We start from the raw sequence: 18,624 nt of genomic DNA on the forward strand, positions 1-18,624 counted from the left end.
TGGGCATTTTAACCCCATGGCTGAAGCCATGGGCAATTGAAGAAGACAGGATGCGAGCAGGTTTTGGATTGATTATTTTTGGATGAAGCAGTTTTAATTGCCCCCGACTTCAGTCGGGAATCGGATGCAAGAATTTAGATTGGCTTTAGCCAAAGAAGAAATTGGGCTAAAGCCCATTTAGTGTTTAGACTTGGTTATCCCATGGCTGAAGCCATGGGCAATTAGGGGAATTCATAAAAAAATGCCCCATCACTGAGGCATTTTTCATTCCATATATAAAGTCTTCTTTTTATTTCTTTTCCGGTGTTAGCCGCAACATTAACACGCCATGGGCGGGGATGTCGGCGGTAAGATTTTTGCTTGTGTTGCCGATAGCTTTGTGTTGCCACAGGTCGCGCAAGTCATATTTTTTATCGCTGAAGGATACATAATGTTTCGCGTGACTGATGCCGGTTTTCTGCCAGTTGTAATCCAGCTTCCAGGGTGTGTCTGCCCGGTTGAGGAAGCAAACGGCTAGTTCATCATTGTCAAGGAATTTCACCCATATTTCTTGGTCTCCATAGTCGATGAAGCGGAATCCCTGTTCGCCCAGTGCATCCTGGTCAACCTGAATAACCTCCTCATTGGTGAGTATCTTCTTGGTTTCGTCGTCCATGCTGCGGAGATCGTTGCCGGCCATCAATGGAGCAGCTAACATACACCACATACTGAAGTGTGTTTTGTACTCCTCGTCAGTCATCCCACCATTACCTACTTCCAGCATATCGGGGTCGTTCCAGTGGCCGGGACCAGCGTATTTCCAAAGGTCGGCATTGAGGTCGATGATTTGGAGGACGCCTTTGGCTCCCCAGTTAATTTCTCCTTTGAACGAATCGAAAATGTCGCCGGTGGTGCGCCATAGGTTGCCAATGCCTTTGCCCCATTCCCACGGCTTGTTGGAACCCCACTCGCAAATGCTGAACACGATGGGACGGCCGGTAGCTTTCAGTGCATCACTCATGGTTTTGTAGGCGGCTTCGGCATTTTGTCCTTCGTTGTAACACCAATCGTATTTCAGGTAATCGACTCCCCAGGCTGCGTATTGACGAGCATCCTGGAATTGGTATCCGCGGCTTCCCGGTCGTTTCTGGCAGGTCATCGAACCGGCACAGGAGTAAATCCCGAATTTCAATCCCTTGGAATGAATGTAATCGGCCAGGGCTTTCATCCCGTCAGGGAAACGTTTCGGATCGGGAATGATGTTTCCGGCACTATCACGGCCTACCTGCCAGCAGTCGTCAATCACAATGTATTGATAACCGGCATCGGCCATGCCGCTGTTCACCATGGCATCGGCCATCTCTTTGATGAGTTTCTCGCTAACGTTACAGCCAAACTTGTTCCAGCTGTTCCAGCCCATCGGAGGAGTGGCTGCCAATGTTTCCGTTTTTTGAGCAAACAGCTGCATGCTGAAGAAAACCAGTAGAAGGAGCGTTGTTAGTTTTTTCATCGTTTATATGTGTTACGTTGATATTGTGTGATGAACGTTTGAGTGTTGTCGTGGCGAAGATTTGTCAGGGTAGTTTTGTGTGATTTGATTTAGCTCTCCGAAAATAATGATAATGTCGGTAAATCGTTTGAATTTAGAAGGAAATTGTATGATTGACATTAAGATATTTTGCGGTTTAGGGATATAGGACGGATACTTTTTGTCCCCTTTAACACTGAAAATAAACGTATCTTCGGGGTGTGCTTTTGTATTAAGGGGAATAATGAGCCATAAAGTTACTTGCTTTTTCATCGTCTTTCTTTTCCTGAATTTCTTCGGCCGTTCGATGGCCAGCGAGCGTCAGTTTGAAATCCGTACACTGACTAACTCCAACGGATTGTCGAACAGCTCGGTGAATGATATTTTTCAGGATTCGAACCATGTATTATGGATTGGTACATGGGACGGTTTGGATCGTTATGACGGACATGCCATCCAAATCTTTCGGCCCGAGCCCGATAATCCCAACAGTTTAAGTAACCAGGTGATTTTGAAGATTGAGGAGGGTAAGGATGGTTATCTCTGGGTCTTGACTATGCACGGCATTAACCGATTGAATCCGAATACCCGGCAAATCAAGCGATACTTTTTCGGTCGTGAAGACAAAGCACCTCTCACCGAGTCTGAGTTCCATCTGGCGGTTGACCAACAACGAAACATTTTTTTTGAAGCGAAGGAATGGGGATTGGGGTATTACGCCAACGATTCCATCCGGCGACTTTCATCCGGCGATTTACCGGCACAGGCCGTGCGGGAGATTCGTTTTTCTCCGGTAAACACGCTACTGATTCAATACGCTAATGGCGATTTGCTGGAAGTTCGCCTGCATCGCGACAGTGATGGTGCTGTGACGGTGGTGGGGCTGAAAAAAATTGCTCAACATGTTCGTGATTTTTTGAATGAATCGAAGGATAAGATTCTGCTGTTGACAACCGACGGGCGGTTGGCGACCTATTCTTTTACCGATGGTAAAATAGAAACAACCCGTTTTAGTGGTATTCAGAAGCTCATTGGGAAAACGCGTAGAGGCGTGTTGATTGCTGACTCGAAAAAGCATTTCATCCTGAAACCGGATGGAACGGTGGAGCAAAATTCGTGGCTTAGTCACATCAACAGCAGGAAATTGTCGACGGTTTTTGAAGGGAATGAAGGTGTGGTCTGGATTGGAACCGATGGAGACGGAATTTATAAGCTGTTTCCTCGTCACAAGCTGTTTCATTCGGTTACACAGGCGCAGATTCCGGCCTTGCGGGGTGGCAACGTGCGGGCGTTCTGTCTGGCTCCCGATAGTGCTTTGTGGGTTGGAACCAAGGGACAGGGACTGTTCCGATTTCCGGCACATTTTTACCAAAAAAACTCTGAGGAGAAAATTCCGGAAGAGAATTACTATTCCGCCAATTCACCACTCAACAATTCGGTCTTTTCGCTCTTTTGTGGTAGAGACAGCCTGATGTTTATCGGGACGGACGGTGACGGACTTTCGGTTTATGATTTCCGGTATCACCGTCTGATTGATTGGGCAGATATTGAGGGCTCTGAAAACTGTATAGCTTTTCGTTCGGTGTATGCCATTTATCAGGATGAAGAGGGAGTTATTTGGTTGGGAACGAATGGTTATGGAATGCTGCGGCTGCGGCTGGAAAGAAACGGACGCAAGCTACGGGTAACCGATTTTAAGCAGTACGTAGCGAATGAGAACCTGGCCGGAAAGCTGAGTAGTAATATTATTTTTTCCATCATTCCGGAGAATGGACAGGAGTTGTGGATTGGCACGCGATTGGGCGGACTGAATTTGTTTAATAAGAAAACGGAATCATTCCGGGTTTTCAGAAAGACGCCAGGCGATTCGTTAAGTCTGAGCAACGATGATATTCTTTGCCTGTACAAGGATGCCCAAAAGCGGTTGTGGATTGGCACCAGTTTGGGATTAAATTACCTTGAAACGGAAAAATTGACCGATCATCCCGCTTTTCACGGTTTTACCACAAACGATGGGTTGCCCAATAATACCATTCACGGTATGGTTTGCGATCATGCCGGAAACTTGTGGGTGAGCACGAATCTCGGACTTTCTCAATTCAACGTCGAAAATCACCGCTTTCGTAATTTCACTGAAGAGGACGGTTTGCAGAACAACGAGTTTGCCGATGGTGCATTCTTTCGGGATGACCAAACCGGATATATTTTTATGGGTGGTAACAGCGGCTTTAACTATTTCCGCTCATCCGAAATCGGCGAATACACTTATATCCCGAATATCGCGATTAGTGATATCAAAGGACAGAATGACGATAAGCCCTATTATCATTCGTTTGTGGTGACGCCTCAGTTGAGAAATCCTCCTCATGTTAACCTGAAATATGATCAAAACTTCTTCGATATTACACTGGCAGCGCTAAGCTTCATCAACAGTGAAAAGTGCCAGTATTCATACTATTTGGAGAATTTTGACAAGCAATGGAACAACATTCAGAACCGGCGTGTGATTTCGTTCACGAACGTTCCGCCCGGAAATTATACGCTGTGGCTGAAGTGGTCGAACAGCGACGGTATCTGGAGTCCGCCGGTTCATGCGGTCGATTTTCGTATCAAACCGATTTTCTGGGAATCGGCCTGGGCTATTGGTATCTACGTACTGCTGACTTTGTTCTTCCTACTGTTCGTACAAAATTACTGGAAGAAGCAGCAGTTGCTGAAACAGAATATCGAGCTTCGGAAGCGGGAAGAGGCGCTGCACCAGAACAAGCTGACCTTCTTCACGAATATCGCTCACGAGCTGCAAACACCGTTGACATTGATTGTTGGACCGTCGCAAAAGCTGGCGGACGACCCCGGCATCGATCATGAAGGAAAGAAGTTCGTACACATGATTCAGCGGAATACGAACAGGCTGTTGTTCCTTATCCAGCAGTTGCTGGAATTTCGCAAAGCGGAGAATGGGCATCTGGAAATGCAGACCATGTATTTTAACTTGGTGAACCTTGTGGAGCAGATAGCCGAACTGTTCGACGACTGGGCCATTCGGAACAAAATTGATTACAAGATTGAATCGCCACCGGAAATTCCCGGCTGGTATGATCAGGATAAGATTGAAAAGATCATCTTCAACCTGTTGTCGAATGCCTTTAAGTATACACCGCGGGGCGGAAATATCAAACTGAAGATGCAGATTGCTGAGTCGGACAAACAGGTACGCATCGAGGTGATGAACTCCGGGAAAGGAATTCCAAAGGAAAAAATTCCCCGCCTGTTTGAGCGATTTTTCATAACCGATGAAGGAGTCTCTTCTGATCCGGATAAATTCCGGACAGGGATTGGCCTGGCTTATACCCGTAGTTTGGTGACAGCCATGGGCGGTACCATTGATGTGGAAAGTGTGGAAAACAAGCTCACGACTTTTTCTGTGTTGATGCCTTGTTGTCAACCCAAAAGCGAGAATATCGATGAGCAGGAGCCGGTTGATGAAGTCGTTCTTTCCCGGCAGCTGCATCACATTCTGACAGAGTCAAAGTCGCAGCCTGATGACGGACAGGAAAAGGTGCGCACCCTGGAAACGCTGGAGAAAAAGCAGAAGACGCTTTTGATTGTGGAGGATGAACCGGATATTCACCAGTTACTGGATGGCATGCTGAAGGATAAGTACCGGCTGCTAACAGCTTACAACGGTGTGGAAGCGTTGAAAGTGATGGAAACAGAGATGCCGGACCTGATTATTAGCGACGTGATGATGCCGCAAATGGACGGAACAGAACTCTGCAAACAGCTGAAAACGGATCTGAAGACCTGCCATATTCCCATTATTCTTCTGACAGCCAAAAGTTCGGTTGCGCATCGGATTGAGGGCCTGGAGAGCGGTGCCAATTCGTACATCCCAAAGCCATTTCATCCCCAACACCTGGAAGTACGAATTGAGAAGCTGTTGGAAGAGCGAGATCGAATTGCCCGTTATTTTCAGCAAGGTAACGGATTGGAAAATCATATTCAGTTGTCGGTTGCGGAAGAAGACCAGCAGTTCATCGATAAAGTAATGGAAATTATTCGGCAGCACATCGACGACGAAAAATTACAGGCTACTTTTCTTGAAAATGAGATGGGCATGAGCAGCTCGCAGTTTTACCGGAAGTTGAAACAGGTTTCCGGTATGTCTCCCGGCGATATGATTCGGTCGATGCGTTTGAAACATGCTGCACAACTTTTAAAAACTTCTTCGCAAACGGTAACCGAGGTTTTCTACCAGTCGGGATTTAACAACCGCTCCTATTTCTACCGCGAATTTCAAAAAATGTTTGGTATTCCACCTAAGCAATACCAATTGAAATATCGGAAATAGATATTTCGTCCCTATTGCAATTTATTGTAAATCTGAATGTTTTCCTGATTGTATACACTTTTGAAGACATAGTGTACAGCATTTGCTTCGTTCCTGCTCCAACTTTGAGGTACCAATAATCCACACCTCGAATCAACCTGAAACAACTGTAAAATTAAACCAATGTTCCAAACAAAATCCAGGTCCGGTGTGACCGTGCTTTTCTTGTTGTTCCTATTGATGATTACAGCGACTGTCTCGGGACAAAACCTGAAATTGAAGGTTGAAGGTTCTCCTGAATCTGGTTATGGCGTCGCGTTGTACGATGGAGCTAAAAAGTTGCTGGCTGATTCAGGAGCTTTTACACTGCATCTGTCTAATCTGGATTTAACTTCCGATACCACGCTCTATAACTGGCGAGGTACTTCCTGGACCGGAAATGACAGTGTTGTCGAGCTGCAGAAGGAAACTTACATGAAAGCGCTCGATTCGAAACTGACTGTTAAAGTCACCTACCAAATTGTTAATCCGCACATCGTAAAGAAGACAGTTGAGCTTTTCCAGCCCAGCATGCTTTCCATGTATTATACCCTCCGGGAAAACAACGTTCCTGCGCAACAGCCGAAAAAATACGTGACATTCGAGCAGGACAATTTTCCGGGAGGATTCATTCACGAACTTTTTCCATCGGCCGGATTTGTCACCGCTGATAACATGACCGTCGGCTTTCTGACCGATGCAGGATATAAAAATCAGTTTACACGTACAACACGACGCCGGTTCAGTGGACGTGGTGGCGGTTTTGTCGGGATGCGCCAGCTTCCCGATCCAAGACTGTTTTCTACGGCTACACCTGAAGAGCGGGCTCAGGGGAAAGACTATGTACGTTTGACTTTTGGTGAGATGTTCAATCTGAATGCCGGAACCGAAACCGTCTTACCGCTTCCGCAGAAATATGTTCGGGAGGGTAAGCTTTCGGTTTCCCGGAAGGATAGTTTGATTGTACTGAATTGTCAGGCCGGTGGTAAGGCTGGTATCCAAACGATGACGCCGATTGCCGGACAAAAAGTGTATACTATCTCCTTCAAGGTGAAAGGTAATTTGCCGGTGGCGCTCAAACTCTACCGGATGAAAAATGGTCAGCAAGGACCAGAGCTCGAACACGGAGTTAAGTACATCGATGCATTTCCGTCGAAGACGGACGAGTGGACAGAATTCAAAGGAAGCATCTTGGTTCCTTACATCGAAGGTGATAGTGTTTCAATGTTCATCGGAAACACGTCCGGAAAAGCCGGGACGATGCAAATCAAGGATTTGGCGATTGCCGAAAATCATCCGGCTATTCAGCCCTATAACATTCTTCCGCTGGGGAAAAAGGAAACGAAAACCACCTACATTTTTGTCGAACCGTGGAAATCTCATCGCAATTTCATGATTGATTCGCAATCGAGGCTAGCGGAAGGAAAAGGCTTCAAAGGCTCGTTGATTGAAAAGATGTTGTATGCGAATGCCAACATGCTGACCTGGATTACTTCCGTGCATGATTTTACTCCGTTCAGTGTGCCGAATATGAATTATTCGCCCGACATGTACAACCGGGATTCGTTCTGGACGACTGTGGCGACTCATAATAAAAAACTGAACCTGGCTATCTGGAATCAGTGGGCTAAAACGCAAACTCCCGATGGTGCTATCGGAACTATCATTACGCCCTACATGGGCTCGGTGGAAGCCAAGGACAATGAAGCGACTATCGAGTGGTTGGTTTGGGCGCTGGTGAATCAACGTCGGTACGGAGTTCAGCTTCCAAAAGATAAAATTGACAAAGCCGTGTCGTTTGTGCTCAACTCGTTTGATAAGAACCGTGATGGTATTTGTGAATCGCATTTCTCGATGAGCCAGATTGACGTGTGTGACTATGTGCCGAAAACTGATCGTTTGGCGGTGAACCAGGGAATGTTCGCGGTAGCATTGCACACGATTAAGGCTATGGGATATGATATTTCAGATGAATACCTGAACAAGGCGGAATCGGAATACCGGAAATTCTACGACCCAAAACGGAAACATTTGCTATTCGACCGGGAATATCCCGATTTGATCTCGCTGACGGATTTGGTGCCTGAGTTTTTATCGCTCTGGCTGTTCGATCACCCCATGTTAACGGATGAGATGGTGAACAACCAGTTGAACGAGATGCCGTATCTGAATAAAGTTCCCAATTCTCCGCATCCGGAGATGGGCACGACTGCACCCATTTTGGTGCGCCTCACACATGATGCAAAAGGTTATTCCTATATGACTTCCGATTATCAGCCTTTCGGCGAATTTGGAAAAGCAAATTATGCAGACCACTCCCGCGATGGTTTTTATTACAACGGCGGAAGCTGGATGCGGGCAGAGTACTGCGCCTATGTGGTAGGCTTGAAACATGGCTGGCCCAAGGCAAAGGAAATGATGGAAAACCGGGCTTGGGCGGAAATCAATCTGAACCCAAAATGGCCTTTTAGCAAGGAATTTATTCCAACCCATTGGAAAAATACCGATGAATGGTGGCTTTCAACAAGGGGACTCAGTTGGAACGTGTTCATCCTGATGGCTGACGAAGTCGCGGGACTACGCACTCCTGATATGGATCCCGACTATAAATAATTGGATGTAATTAATGATGCTCAATCAATTAAATTTTTAAAGCTAACTTCTATGAAAATCTTTTTTATCACAAGATTTAGAAGGGAAATACTTGGGCTTGTATTTCTTTTTATGACAGGGGCCGTGTTCGGCCAGGTCAACGTGACCGGTACGGTTACAGATGAAAGCGGAACGACGCTTCCCGGAGTAACTGTAGTGGTTTCAGGAACGACCAATGGTAGCATTACCGATATGAATGGTAAGTATACCCTTCAGGTCGAAAATACCAACGTATCCCTCGATTTCTCTTTTGTGGGATACCAGAAACAGACTGTTCCGCTTGACGGAAAGACTGTTCTCAATGTCACGATGAAAGAGGAGAAGAAGCAAATCGACGAAGTGGTTGTTGTTGGTTATTCTGCACAGAAGAAAGCCACTCTTACCGGTGCGGTTTCTCCTGTTAATGTCTCCGATATTGACAAACGGAAAGTTGGAGATCTGTCACAGGCATTGCAGGGACAAATTGCCGGTGTACAAGTGACTTCCAGTACGGGTGCTCCCGGTGATAAAGTGAATATCCGTATCCGTGGTGAAGGAACTATCGGCAACAATAATCCACTTTATGTCATCGATGGTGTTCCTTCACGGGATATCAGTTTCCTCAATCCTTCGGATATTAAATCGATGACGGTATTGAAAGATGCTTCGGCCGCTGCTATTTATGGTGCTCGTGCAGCGGGTGGTGTTATCGTGATCACAACTAAAGAAGGTGTAAAAGGGAAAAGTAGCCTGGATGTCAGTTATTACACTGGAATTCAGAAGGTGGCTCACCTTCCCCATATGCTGAACGCAACGCAGTACATGAATGTAGTGGAAGAGGCCTGGAATAACGCTGGTTATTCAGGAACCAATCCTTACACTGCCGATAAAGGACGCAGCGATTTTGCCAATACCAACTGGCTCGATGCACTGTTCGAACTGGGACATTCGCAGAATGCACAGGTGACAGCTACCGGTGGTAACCAGAAAGTGCAGTACCTGTTGTCTGCTAACTACTATGGGCAGGATGGAATCGTGGTGTACAACAACGATAAGTATCAACGTATCAACTTCCGTTCGAATATCAACGTTAATCTGACTGAACGGTTGAAAATGGGTAGTAACCTGTTACTTTCGTACGTTACACAGGATGCTTTGTCATCGAAAGGTGATGAGCCGGGAATCATTCGTCACGCGATGATTCGTCCTCCGATTATCCCAATTTACAAGGACCCGAGCGATCCTACTTGGTCAGCTCAGGATCCATTTACTGACCTGCCGTTCTACAAGAACAAGGATTCGTTTGAAAGCAATAAGTACGAATGGTCACAGAACCCTATTGCGTTGGCTTACTTCACCGACGATGTGCGGAGTTACTACAAAACATTTGGTAACCTGTATGCAGAGTATGCTTTCCTCGGTGATAAGTCGCTGAAATTCAAAACAAATTTAGGTATTGATCTGACCTTCTCTCACAATAAGCAGTTTAACCAAAACTTTGGTGACGACGATGGTAGTGGTAGCGCTCTCGATCAGGGATTGGGACGTGAAAACCGCCCGAGCACACTGAATGAAGACCGAGGTGAAGAAATTACTTTCACCTGGGACAATACGTTGAACTACGTGAAAGACCTGGGTAAGAATTCTATCAACGCATTGGTCGGTAGCGAGTTCATTACCAATCACTCATCTTCCATCAGTGGTTCACGTGCACGTTACGATTATACCGGTAAAAACTTCCGCTATCTCGATTTCGGAGGTTCGCAGTATGACGTATGGAACGGAGGTTCTGCAGCTGAATGGGCACTGTTCTCATTATTTGGATCGGCAACGTATTCATATGATAGCAAGTATATGGTAACCGCCAACTTCCGTGCTGATGCTTCTTCGCGCTTTGCGGAAAACAACCGTTGGGGTTATTTCCCGTCAGTTTCAGCCGGATGGAAATTGTCGAATGAGAATTTCATGAAGGATTTAACCTGGTTGTCGGATTTGAAACTGAGAGCCAGTGTTGGACAGTTGGGTAACCAGGAAATTGATAACTATGCTTATCTGACGCTGTTGAGAAAAAGTGGTGACAGCTACCTGATTTCGCGTTACGGAAACCCGGACCTGAAGTGGGAAACTACTACGCAGTACAACTACGGTTTGGATTTGGGACTTCTGTCCAACAAAATCTATTTCACCGCGGACTACTTCATCAAGAATACAACTGATATTTTGTTGCCGATTACATTGCCGTCAATTGCAGGTGATGTATCTCCAACCTACGTGAATGCAGGTGCCGTTACCAACAAAGGTTTTGAGTTTGCTTTGACACTTCGTAACAGCGAACATCAGTTCAAATACAACATAAACCTGAATGTGGCGACCCTCAAAAATGAGGTAACGAAACTGCACCCGAACCTGCCGATGATTATCAACGCAGCCAGTAAAGGTGTAGCGCGTACCGTTGTTGGTCAGCCGCTGAATTCATACTACGGTTACGTGATGGAGGGAATCTATCAGAACACACAGGAAATTCAGGATCAACTTTACGGAACAGCTAATCCTACAGCGCAGCCGGGTGATATCCGGTTCAAGGATTTGAATGGCGATGGTATTATCAACGATAAAGACCGGACGTTCATCGGAAACTCCATTCCGAAACTGACTTATGGAATGAACCTGACTGGTGAATACAAAGGCTTCGACTTGTCTCTGTTGTTCCAGGGAGTGCACGGTGTTGACCGTTACAATGATGGTAAGAAGATTGTCGACTACGATACCCGTCCGTTCAACTACACGACCCGCGTATTGAGTGCATGGCACGGCGAAGGTACCAGCAATACCATTCCGCGTGTAAGCTTCACAGATAACGGTAGTAGCAAAATTTCCAGTGTATTCGTTGAGGATGCTTCTTATTTCCGTCTGAAAAACGTGGAACTGGGTTACACATTCAAACAGTTGATGCAGCGTTCGAATACCTTCAAAAACCTGCGTGCTTACGTCTCTGCTCAGAATGTATTCACCATTACCGATTACACCGGTCTCGATCCGGAATCGACCGATTTGATTGACATGGGAACTTACCCGCAATCAAGAGCTTTCATTCTTGGTGTTGATGTGAAATTTTAATGTCCCAGCTAAAAAAATTCAGTAAAATGAGAAAAATATATATGATACTGGTTGCATCAACTTTACTGTTGTTCACCGGTTGCGACAAATATCTCTACAAGGAACCCATCGGGTTGATAACACCCGACCAGGTAGATACCTCACCAACCGAAAGTGCGGTGGAATATTCAGTCTTTACTTCGTACCAATTGCTTTCCAGTACCCTGAATATTATTGGGCAATGGGGCTGGGATGACGGAACTGTTCTTCGCAACGATTTTATCCTGAGTGATATCGCTTCGGATGACATGCAGAAGAAATGGAATCCGGATGGTGACCAGGCCTGGATGGATCAAATTGATCATTTCAATTTTACTTCAGACAATGGTGGTTTTAACGGGCAGTGGGCTTATGATTATGACGGTATTTCCCGTGCCAATCGGGCTATCAGTTACCTGACCAATGATGAGTTGATGAGTAAACTGACTATGGACAGTAACCTGAAAAACCGTTTGCTGGGTGAGGTTTACTTCCTGAGAGCTTTCTACTACTTCGATTTGGTTAATAATTTCGGAGACGTTCCGCTGTTGCTGAAGCCGCTGGAAAGTTTCTCTGAAGCGTATGATGTAGCCGTTCGTACACCGAAAGCTCAGGTGATGGACCAAATTCGTGCTGACCTGGCTCAGGCTGTTACATTGCTGCCTAACAGCAAATATTCTGATGATAGTCAGCCATGGCGTGCGTCAAAAGGTGCTGCTATTGCCATGCAGGCAAAAGTAGAGCTGTATACCGAAAATTGGCAGAAAGTGCTGGATTACGTCAATCAGTTGGATGGCCTTGGTTTCTATTCGCTCGATGATAATTACTTCGACAACTTCCAGGTTGAGAAAGAGTTCACTGACAACGAGGTGATCTTTGCTTACGACCATGAAAGTAATACAGTTCCGAGATCAGGTAACGGTTTGTGTGCATTACTGGGATGGGGCTTTGTAGCACCTGAACAGAACTTTATTGATGAATTTGAGCCGAACGATCCGCGTCTACTCTATACGGTCGACGTAGACAATCAGGCCGTTTACAAATTGATGGGTGAAACCAATACGGATAACAAAGGAAATGACGATTCGCCCAGTAACAAGATTTACATCCGGTATGCTGATGTAATGCTTTGGAAAGCGGAAGCCGATATCAATCTGGGAAACTACTCCGAAGCCATTGGTATCATCAATCAAGTCAGGGCACGGGCACGGAATTCTGTTGCTATCGACGGAACTACACCTCCGGCAGGTACCTTGCCTGATCGCGATGTGAATTCAACTGACAAGGCTCAGATTATGGGTTGGTTGCGTCACGAGCGCCGTGTGGAGCTTGGCTTTGAATCACAGCGCTTCAATGACTTGAAACGTTGGGGAATTGCCAAAGATGTACTGGATGCACAGGGTCAAAACTTCCAGGATAATAACTATCTCTATCCAATTCCACAGCGTGAAATTGATAAATCAGGTGGTACTATTACCCAGAACCCGGGTTATTAATGCTTAACAGATAATAGATAAAGGAAACAGGATGCCCCATAGTTTATGTCGGATATTCGGGGCATCCTTGTTTTCAAATTCCGCTAAGAAAAAGACAAAAAGCTAGTTATGGATATGGCAAAGAGATTCGCCGGGAACCCGATCTTGCGCCCCGGTGATCTGAAACCGAGCAGGGAAGGATTGAAAATTGAATGCTTGCTCAATCCGGGAGTGTTCCGGTACGATGGAAAGATATGGATGTTGCTTCGGGTAGCCGAACGTCCTGAGCAGAAGGAAGGATTCACTACTTTCCCTGTTTACAGTGAAGATGGTGAGCTGCAGATTATGGAGTTCAAGAATGATGACCCGGATCTCGATTTGTCCGATCCCCGGGTTATCAGCTATCAGGGACAAGATTATCTGACAACGATTTCGCACTTGCGCCTGGTTTGCAGTGACGATGGCGTCCATTTTCATGAACCAGAAGGATATCCTTTGCTCACCGGAAAGGGAATTCACGAATCTTACGGAATTGAAGACTGTCGGGTATCGCAAATAGACGACACCTACCATTTGACTTACACTGCCGTTTCACATTTGGGTGTAGGAGTAGGGCTCAGGACAACCAAAGACTGGAGAGAATTCGAACATCACGGGATGATATTTCCTGCGCACAATAAGGACAGTGCCATTTTCGAAGAAAAGATTAACGGTCGTTATTATGCGTTTCATCGTCCCAGCAGTCCTGAATTAGGAGGAAACTATATCTGGTTAGCCAGTTCGCCGGATGGTGATCACTGGGGAAATCATCAGTGTATTGCACAAACACGGAAAGGAAAGTGGGACAGTGTGCGCATTGGTGCAGGTGCCGCTCCCATTCGCACGGACGAAGGCTGGCTGGAAATCTATCATGGAGCCAACGAGGACAACCAGTATTGCCTGGGTGCTTTGTTGCTGGATATTGACGATCCGTCGAAAGTGCTGGCCCGTTCCGAAGAGCCCATCATGATGCCGGCAGAAGAATATGAAAAGACCGGATTTTTCGGCAATGTCATTTTTACCAACGGCCATCTGGTAGATGGTGATGAAATTACCATGTATTACGGTGCGGCCGATGAAGTGATTTGCGGTGCAAAATTCTCTGTCAAAGAGATTTTGAAATCACTGCATTAGAAAAACGAATGATCTCAACTGAGGAATTATGCTGAATAAACTGGTTAACGAATACCGCGTGTTTAATAACTATCCCAAGGGCATGCGGATACTACTGATTACGAATTTAATCTATTCGCTGGTACTGCCGATTATCGAGATGTTTATCGGTGCCTATATCATGCGAAATTCGCACGAAGCCAAGCTGGTGGTTATCTTTCAGCTGGCACTTTATTCCGGTATTCCGTTAACCTTTGCCATCAACGGATTTCTTCTCCGGAAGATAAAAATCGCATGGCTTTATTCATTTGGAATGCTGCTAAGCGGCGTTTCTATGTCGGCCATGATGATGCTCCATGAGCTGGATGCGACCGGTATTGGTGTCGCTGGATTGATCATGGGACTATCCTACGGTTTCTTCTGGGCCAACCGTGATTTTCTGGCGCTGGAGACAACCGACGATAATAACCGTAACTACTACTACGGGCTTGAATCATTTTTCTATACGCTGACTGGGGTGATTGTACCTTATGTAGTTGGTGTATTTATTGGGGCCACCGATGAACATCACTGGTTTGGAGGGAATACCAACATGGCGTACCGGATCGTTACGGCGTCGGTCTTCCTGTTGACGATTATCTCTTCCATTGTGGTTCACCGGGGTAACTTTGTTAACCCAAAACAAGAACGTTTTCTCTATTTCCGGTTTCACGTTCTCTGGCGAAAAATGCTGGGGCTGGCGTCACTGAAAGGATTAGCGCAGGGGTACATTGTTACAGCTCCGGCTATGTTAATCATGAAGCTGGTTGGGAACGAAGACGTATTGGGAACCGTGCAGGCTATTGGAGCCATTTTTTCTGCGATTGTCCTCTATCTTATCGGACGAATGGCGAAACCGAAGCACCGTATTTATATATTTTCGTTTGGGTTGCTGTTATTTGCTACCGGAAGTTTCATTAATGCAGGACTTTATTCCTCGCTGGGTGTGATACTTTTCATGTTGTGTCTGGTAATGGCTCGCCCATTGTTGGATGTGGCCTATTTCCCGATTCAGTTGAAGGTAATCGATACGGTAGCAGCTATTGAAAAACGAAACCAATTTACGTATATTCTGAATCACGAGTTGGGATTGTATGTAGGACGTTTGATCGGATGTGGACTTTTCATTCTGATGGCAACCTACATCGGTGAAGATTTTGCGTTGAAATATGCGCTGGTGATTATCGGTTTGTTGCAGTTATTGTCCATTTTCGTTGCACAGAATATCATCAAATCAAAATACTAAACCATGAAGAAAATATCATTGTTAGCAGCCATTATTCTGATGTTGGCATCTTGTGCCCCAAAGCAGGAGTTGCGTCATCAGGATAAGGTGCAGCAAAAAATGCTGGAGCGGATCGGTCAAATGCCCGATTTGCCTTCTCCTTATAAAATGCTTGACTGGAAAGCGAAAGCCAGAGGGTTTGACAAACTGGTTTTTGATTCTACTCAAACCGGTGATTACTGGCCGCTCATCTGGACCGATAATTCGCAGAAAAACTTTCCGCAGAAAACATTCGGAATTTATACCGCCATTGGCGACGTTCGCCAGGGACCGGATCATCACAACGGAATTTTCCATGAGTCACTCACGACGATGGGAGCAGTTCTCGGAGCGACCCTGATGGGCATTGACAAATCAAATCAGGATGGTAAGGATTATGTGAACATGCTTCGGAATTATTTCAACAAGGATACCGGTTGGGATATCATGATGAACAATACCTGTCCCGAAGTGGCTTTGTTGGGAGGCGGTTACGGCCGCGACTGGTGGTACGATGTTTTTCCGAATGTCATCTATTACGGAATCATGAATTTCTATCCGAATGAGGAAAATGCTACTCCGCTGCTTCGGTCCATCGCTGATAAATTCTTGGCCGCCGATTCAGTGTTGAACGGTAACTATCATCATTCGTTTTTTAACTATGGAAAACTGGAACCGGAAGACAGCCAGATATGCCCTCAACAGGATGCTGCGGCTGGACATGCGTACGTATTATATGCGGCGTATAAAAAGTTCGGTGACAAGCGTTACCTCGAAGGTGCCAAATCGGCTTTGGATGCATTGCTAAGTCAAAAGGACAATACGTTCTACGAGATTTTGATGCCTTTCGGAGCCTATGTGGCAGCCCGTTTGAATGCTGAAGAAGGCACTCATTATGATTTCACCAAAATCATGAAATGGACCTTTAACGGCGATGCCAAATGCCGCAGAGGTTGGGGCGTTTTAGCTGATAACTGGAATGGTTTCGACGTTTCGGGATTGGTTGGCAGTACTTACGATAACGGTGGTTATGCCTTCCTGATGAACACCTTCGATGTAGCCTGGGCGCTGGTTCCCATGGTTCGCTACGATCCTTCCTGGTCGAAAGTTGTTGGCAAGTGGATGTTGAATGCAGCGAATGCTGCTCATCTGTTTTATCCGTATGAAATCCCGGATGATCATCAGACGATTCCTCAGTTGAAATCAGTGACCAAAGGCGTTATTGCTTACGAAGGTTTGACAAAAAAATCAGCTTATGAGCAGTTTGCAGATATCAAAGCTCCGGTAGCGCAGGGTGACGGCCCCAATTGGGTGAAAGGTAAGAATCCCTGGGTGAGTCAGTTCAGCGTTTACGGAAGTGCCCAGGCGGGTGTTTTTGGTAGCATTATCGATACTACTAACGTGAAAGGAGTTCTTCAGCTCAACCTGCTGGCTTGCGATTTCTATCGTGATAAAGCGTATCCTACTTACCTGTACAGCAATCCTTACCCGGAAGCAAAAGCTGTTAAGTTGAATTGTGGAACAGCTCCGGTGGATTTGTATAATGTGTTAACGCATAGCTTTATTCGTAAAAACGTAACCGGAAAAACCGAGTTTACGCTGGAACCGAATGACGTAGCGATGCTTGTTTTGGTTCCGGCTAACGGAACGCCACAATACCATGGAAACAAATTATTGGTGAATAATGTGGTGGTAGATTACGCCATTGCAAAGTAAGAAACAGCTTTTTTTATTATAGTTTGGGTCAAATTGAAAACGCGCCGCAGCATTTGTCTGTTTGGCGCGTTTTTGTTTCTTACCGAATAGAGTGCAATGTCTGAATTGACTTTGTTCTCGCTAAAGTCGTTTCAGCTTTAAACGAGGATAATCTCCATGGATGCTATTTTTTTCGCTCACTCTCAACCGTGTAGACAAAGCTGTCTCCCCTGTAGTAACCATAGTTGTACTCAATCGGGCGTTTATTTTCGTCAAATACGAATCGCTTACGAAACAGTACCGGTTCACCAACGGTTAAATCAAGCTTCTTACAAAGAAAAGGTGTTGCTTTAATTGCGCTAATCTCTTCATAAGAGAGAGAGGCTTTAACATGGTATGTTTCTTCCAGCATTTCATAAAGTGGCCGGCTGAAATCTTCATTTCCTGTTAAACCAATCTCGGGATTGAAATATGATATGAAATAGACGAATGGAAAATCCTCTTTACCTCTAAGTCTCTCTAACGATAGTAACCTTGATTCTGGTTTTAGGTCAAAGAATGATAAAACTTCTTCTTCCGGTACTTGCCAACTTAGGTGCAACTCAAAATTGTGGGCAACTAGTCCCATCGCTTTCATCTCTTGTGTAAAGCTGAGCCAGTTTTTTGCTCTTCCTGAGATTCCCCGGGTGGCAACTTTGGTCCCATACCCTTTCCTTCTGATCAACAAACCTTCGGTTACCAGCTTATTGATCGAATGTCGCAGTGTATTTCTTGAAATATTTAATTGTTTCGAAAGTTCAACCTCACTGGGCAACAACTTTCCTTTCTGATATTCTTCCCGATTAATCAGTTCCCGGAGTAACTTTTCCGCCTGTGAGTGGAGAGGGGTAGAGCTATTGTGGTCGATTTTTAATTTCATATGATGTAGAAAACAGGTTTAAAATGAATTGTAATCTCAATTGTGTACATTTTTGCTGTAAATGTTCATACAAATATACATCGATTCCCGAAATTTGAAAATAAATATTTTAGTAGAGATTGCAAATGATTGTAAATGAATCCTAAATGTGCTGTGAGGATGAGATGGAGACTTGAATGCCTAGTCTGCATTTGCAGTAAAGTAAAACGAACATGTCAATTGGGATTGTTTGATGTTATTCACTACGGCTGTATTTATTTCCCTTATAACGTTAAGAGCTGATTTTGAGTGTTGAAATTCAGGTGTAATTAAACTGAATTGAGCTCATATGTGGCGATTTACCTTTTCCCTTCCGGGTTCATGTGTAGATTTTTAGTGTCGTTGATATTGTAGGTGCTGAAAAAAGATGCGGATGATCAAAAACATCTCTTTGCGCTT

General features: G+C 45.3%; 9 protein-coding genes. 7 read left to right on the top strand and 2 right to left on the bottom strand.

The genetic code is table 11. From position 1 onward, the window contains the following. Nucleotides 1-289: 289 nt before the first annotated feature. On the bottom strand, nt 290-1,489 hold the full coding sequence (locus CLV93_RS14625; protein WP_106542957.1) for a glycoside hydrolase family 27 protein: 1,200 nt from the start codon (nt 1,487-1,489) through the stop codon (nt 290-292). A 262-nt stretch (nt 1,490-1,751) separates the two neighbouring features. Here CLV93_RS14625 and CLV93_RS14630 point away from each other — a divergent pair, with 262 nt between their 5' ends. The 7 genes from CLV93_RS14630 (at nt 1,752) to CLV93_RS14660 (ending at nt 17,288) form a co-directional block, all read left to right on the top strand. Beyond that, on the top strand, nt 1,752-5,858 hold the full coding sequence (locus tag CLV93_RS14630; RefSeq protein ID WP_106542958.1) for a hybrid sensor histidine kinase/response regulator transcription factor: 4,107 nt from the start codon (nt 1,752-1,754) through the stop codon (nt 5,856-5,858). 162 nt (nt 5,859-6,020) lie between these two features. Next, complete coding sequence (locus CLV93_RS14635) at nt 6,021-8,489, top strand: hypothetical protein (protein WP_106542959.1); 2,469 nt, start codon at nt 6,021-6,023, stop codon at nt 8,487-8,489. Nucleotides 8,490-8,600: 111 nt separating this feature from the next. Further along, complete coding sequence (locus tag CLV93_RS14640) at nt 8,601-11,624, top strand: SusC/RagA family TonB-linked outer membrane protein (RefSeq protein ID WP_246187206.1); 3,024 nt, start codon at nt 8,601-8,603, stop codon at nt 11,622-11,624. A gap of 26 nt (nt 11,625-11,650) precedes the next feature. Next, nucleotides 11,651-13,138: a RagB/SusD family nutrient uptake outer membrane protein gene (locus tag CLV93_RS14645; RefSeq protein ID WP_106543081.1), complete on the top strand. Its 1,488-nt coding sequence runs from the start codon at nt 11,651-11,653 to the stop codon at nt 13,136-13,138. 114 nt (nt 13,139-13,252) lie between these two features. Further along, nucleotides 13,253-14,290 carry a glycoside hydrolase family 130 protein gene (locus CLV93_RS14650; RefSeq protein WP_211297863.1) on the top strand — a complete coding sequence of 346 codons (1,038 nt, stop codon included), beginning with the start codon at nt 13,253-13,255 and terminating at the stop codon, nt 14,288-14,290. Between the two features lie 28 nt (nt 14,291-14,318). Further along, nucleotides 14,319-15,554 (top strand): MFS transporter, encoded by a 1,236-nt coding sequence (locus CLV93_RS14655; RefSeq protein WP_106542962.1) that lies wholly within the window; start codon nt 14,319-14,321, stop codon nt 15,552-15,554. Nucleotides 15,555-15,557: 3 nt separating this feature from the next. Further along, nucleotides 15,558-17,288 (top strand): hypothetical protein, encoded by a 1,731-nt coding sequence (locus CLV93_RS14660; protein WP_211297864.1) that lies wholly within the window; start codon nt 15,558-15,560, stop codon nt 17,286-17,288. 163 nt (nt 17,289-17,451) lie between these two features. Here the strand turns inward: CLV93_RS14660 and CLV93_RS14665 are convergent, their stop codons facing one another. Beyond that, nucleotides 17,452-18,186, bottom strand: coding sequence for a GntR family transcriptional regulator (locus tag CLV93_RS14665; RefSeq protein ID WP_106542963.1), 735 nt, complete (start codon nt 18,184-18,186; stop codon nt 17,452-17,454). Between the last annotated feature and the right edge of the window lie 438 nt (nt 18,187-18,624).

The sequence above is a fragment of the Prolixibacter denitrificans genome (genome assembly GCF_003014495.1).
Lineage (GTDB): Bacteria > Bacteroidota > Bacteroidia > Bacteroidales > Prolixibacteraceae > Prolixibacter > Prolixibacter denitrificans.

Bases quoted from the DNA above. Each gene is read 5' to 3' on its own strand.
- CLV93_RS14625 (WP_106542957.1), bottom strand. From the start codon at position 1,489: ATGAAAAAACTAACAACGCTCCTTCTACTGGTTTTCTTCAGCATGCAG.
- CLV93_RS14630 (WP_106542958.1), top strand. From the start codon at position 1,752: ATGAGCCATAAAGTTACTTGCTTTTTCATCGTCTTTCTTTTCCTGAAT.
- CLV93_RS14635 (WP_106542959.1), top strand. From the start codon at position 6,021: ATGTTCCAAACAAAATCCAGGTCCGGTGTGACCGTGCTTTTCTTGTTG.
- CLV93_RS14640 (WP_246187206.1), top strand. From the start codon at position 8,601: ATGACAGGGGCCGTGTTCGGCCAGGTCAACGTGACCGGTACGGTTACA.
- CLV93_RS14645 (WP_106543081.1), top strand. From the start codon at position 11,651: ATGAGAAAAATATATATGATACTGGTTGCATCAACTTTACTGTTGTTC.
- CLV93_RS14650 (WP_211297863.1), top strand. From the start codon at position 13,253: ATGGCAAAGAGATTCGCCGGGAACCCGATCTTGCGCCCCGGTGATCTG.
- CLV93_RS14655 (WP_106542962.1), top strand. From the start codon at position 14,319: ATGCTGAATAAACTGGTTAACGAATACCGCGTGTTTAATAACTATCCC.
- CLV93_RS14660 (WP_211297864.1), top strand. From the start codon at position 15,558: ATGAAGAAAATATCATTGTTAGCAGCCATTATTCTGATGTTGGCATCT.
- CLV93_RS14665 (WP_106542963.1), bottom strand. From the start codon at position 18,186: ATGAAATTAAAAATCGACCACAATAGCTCTACCCCTCTCCACTCACAG.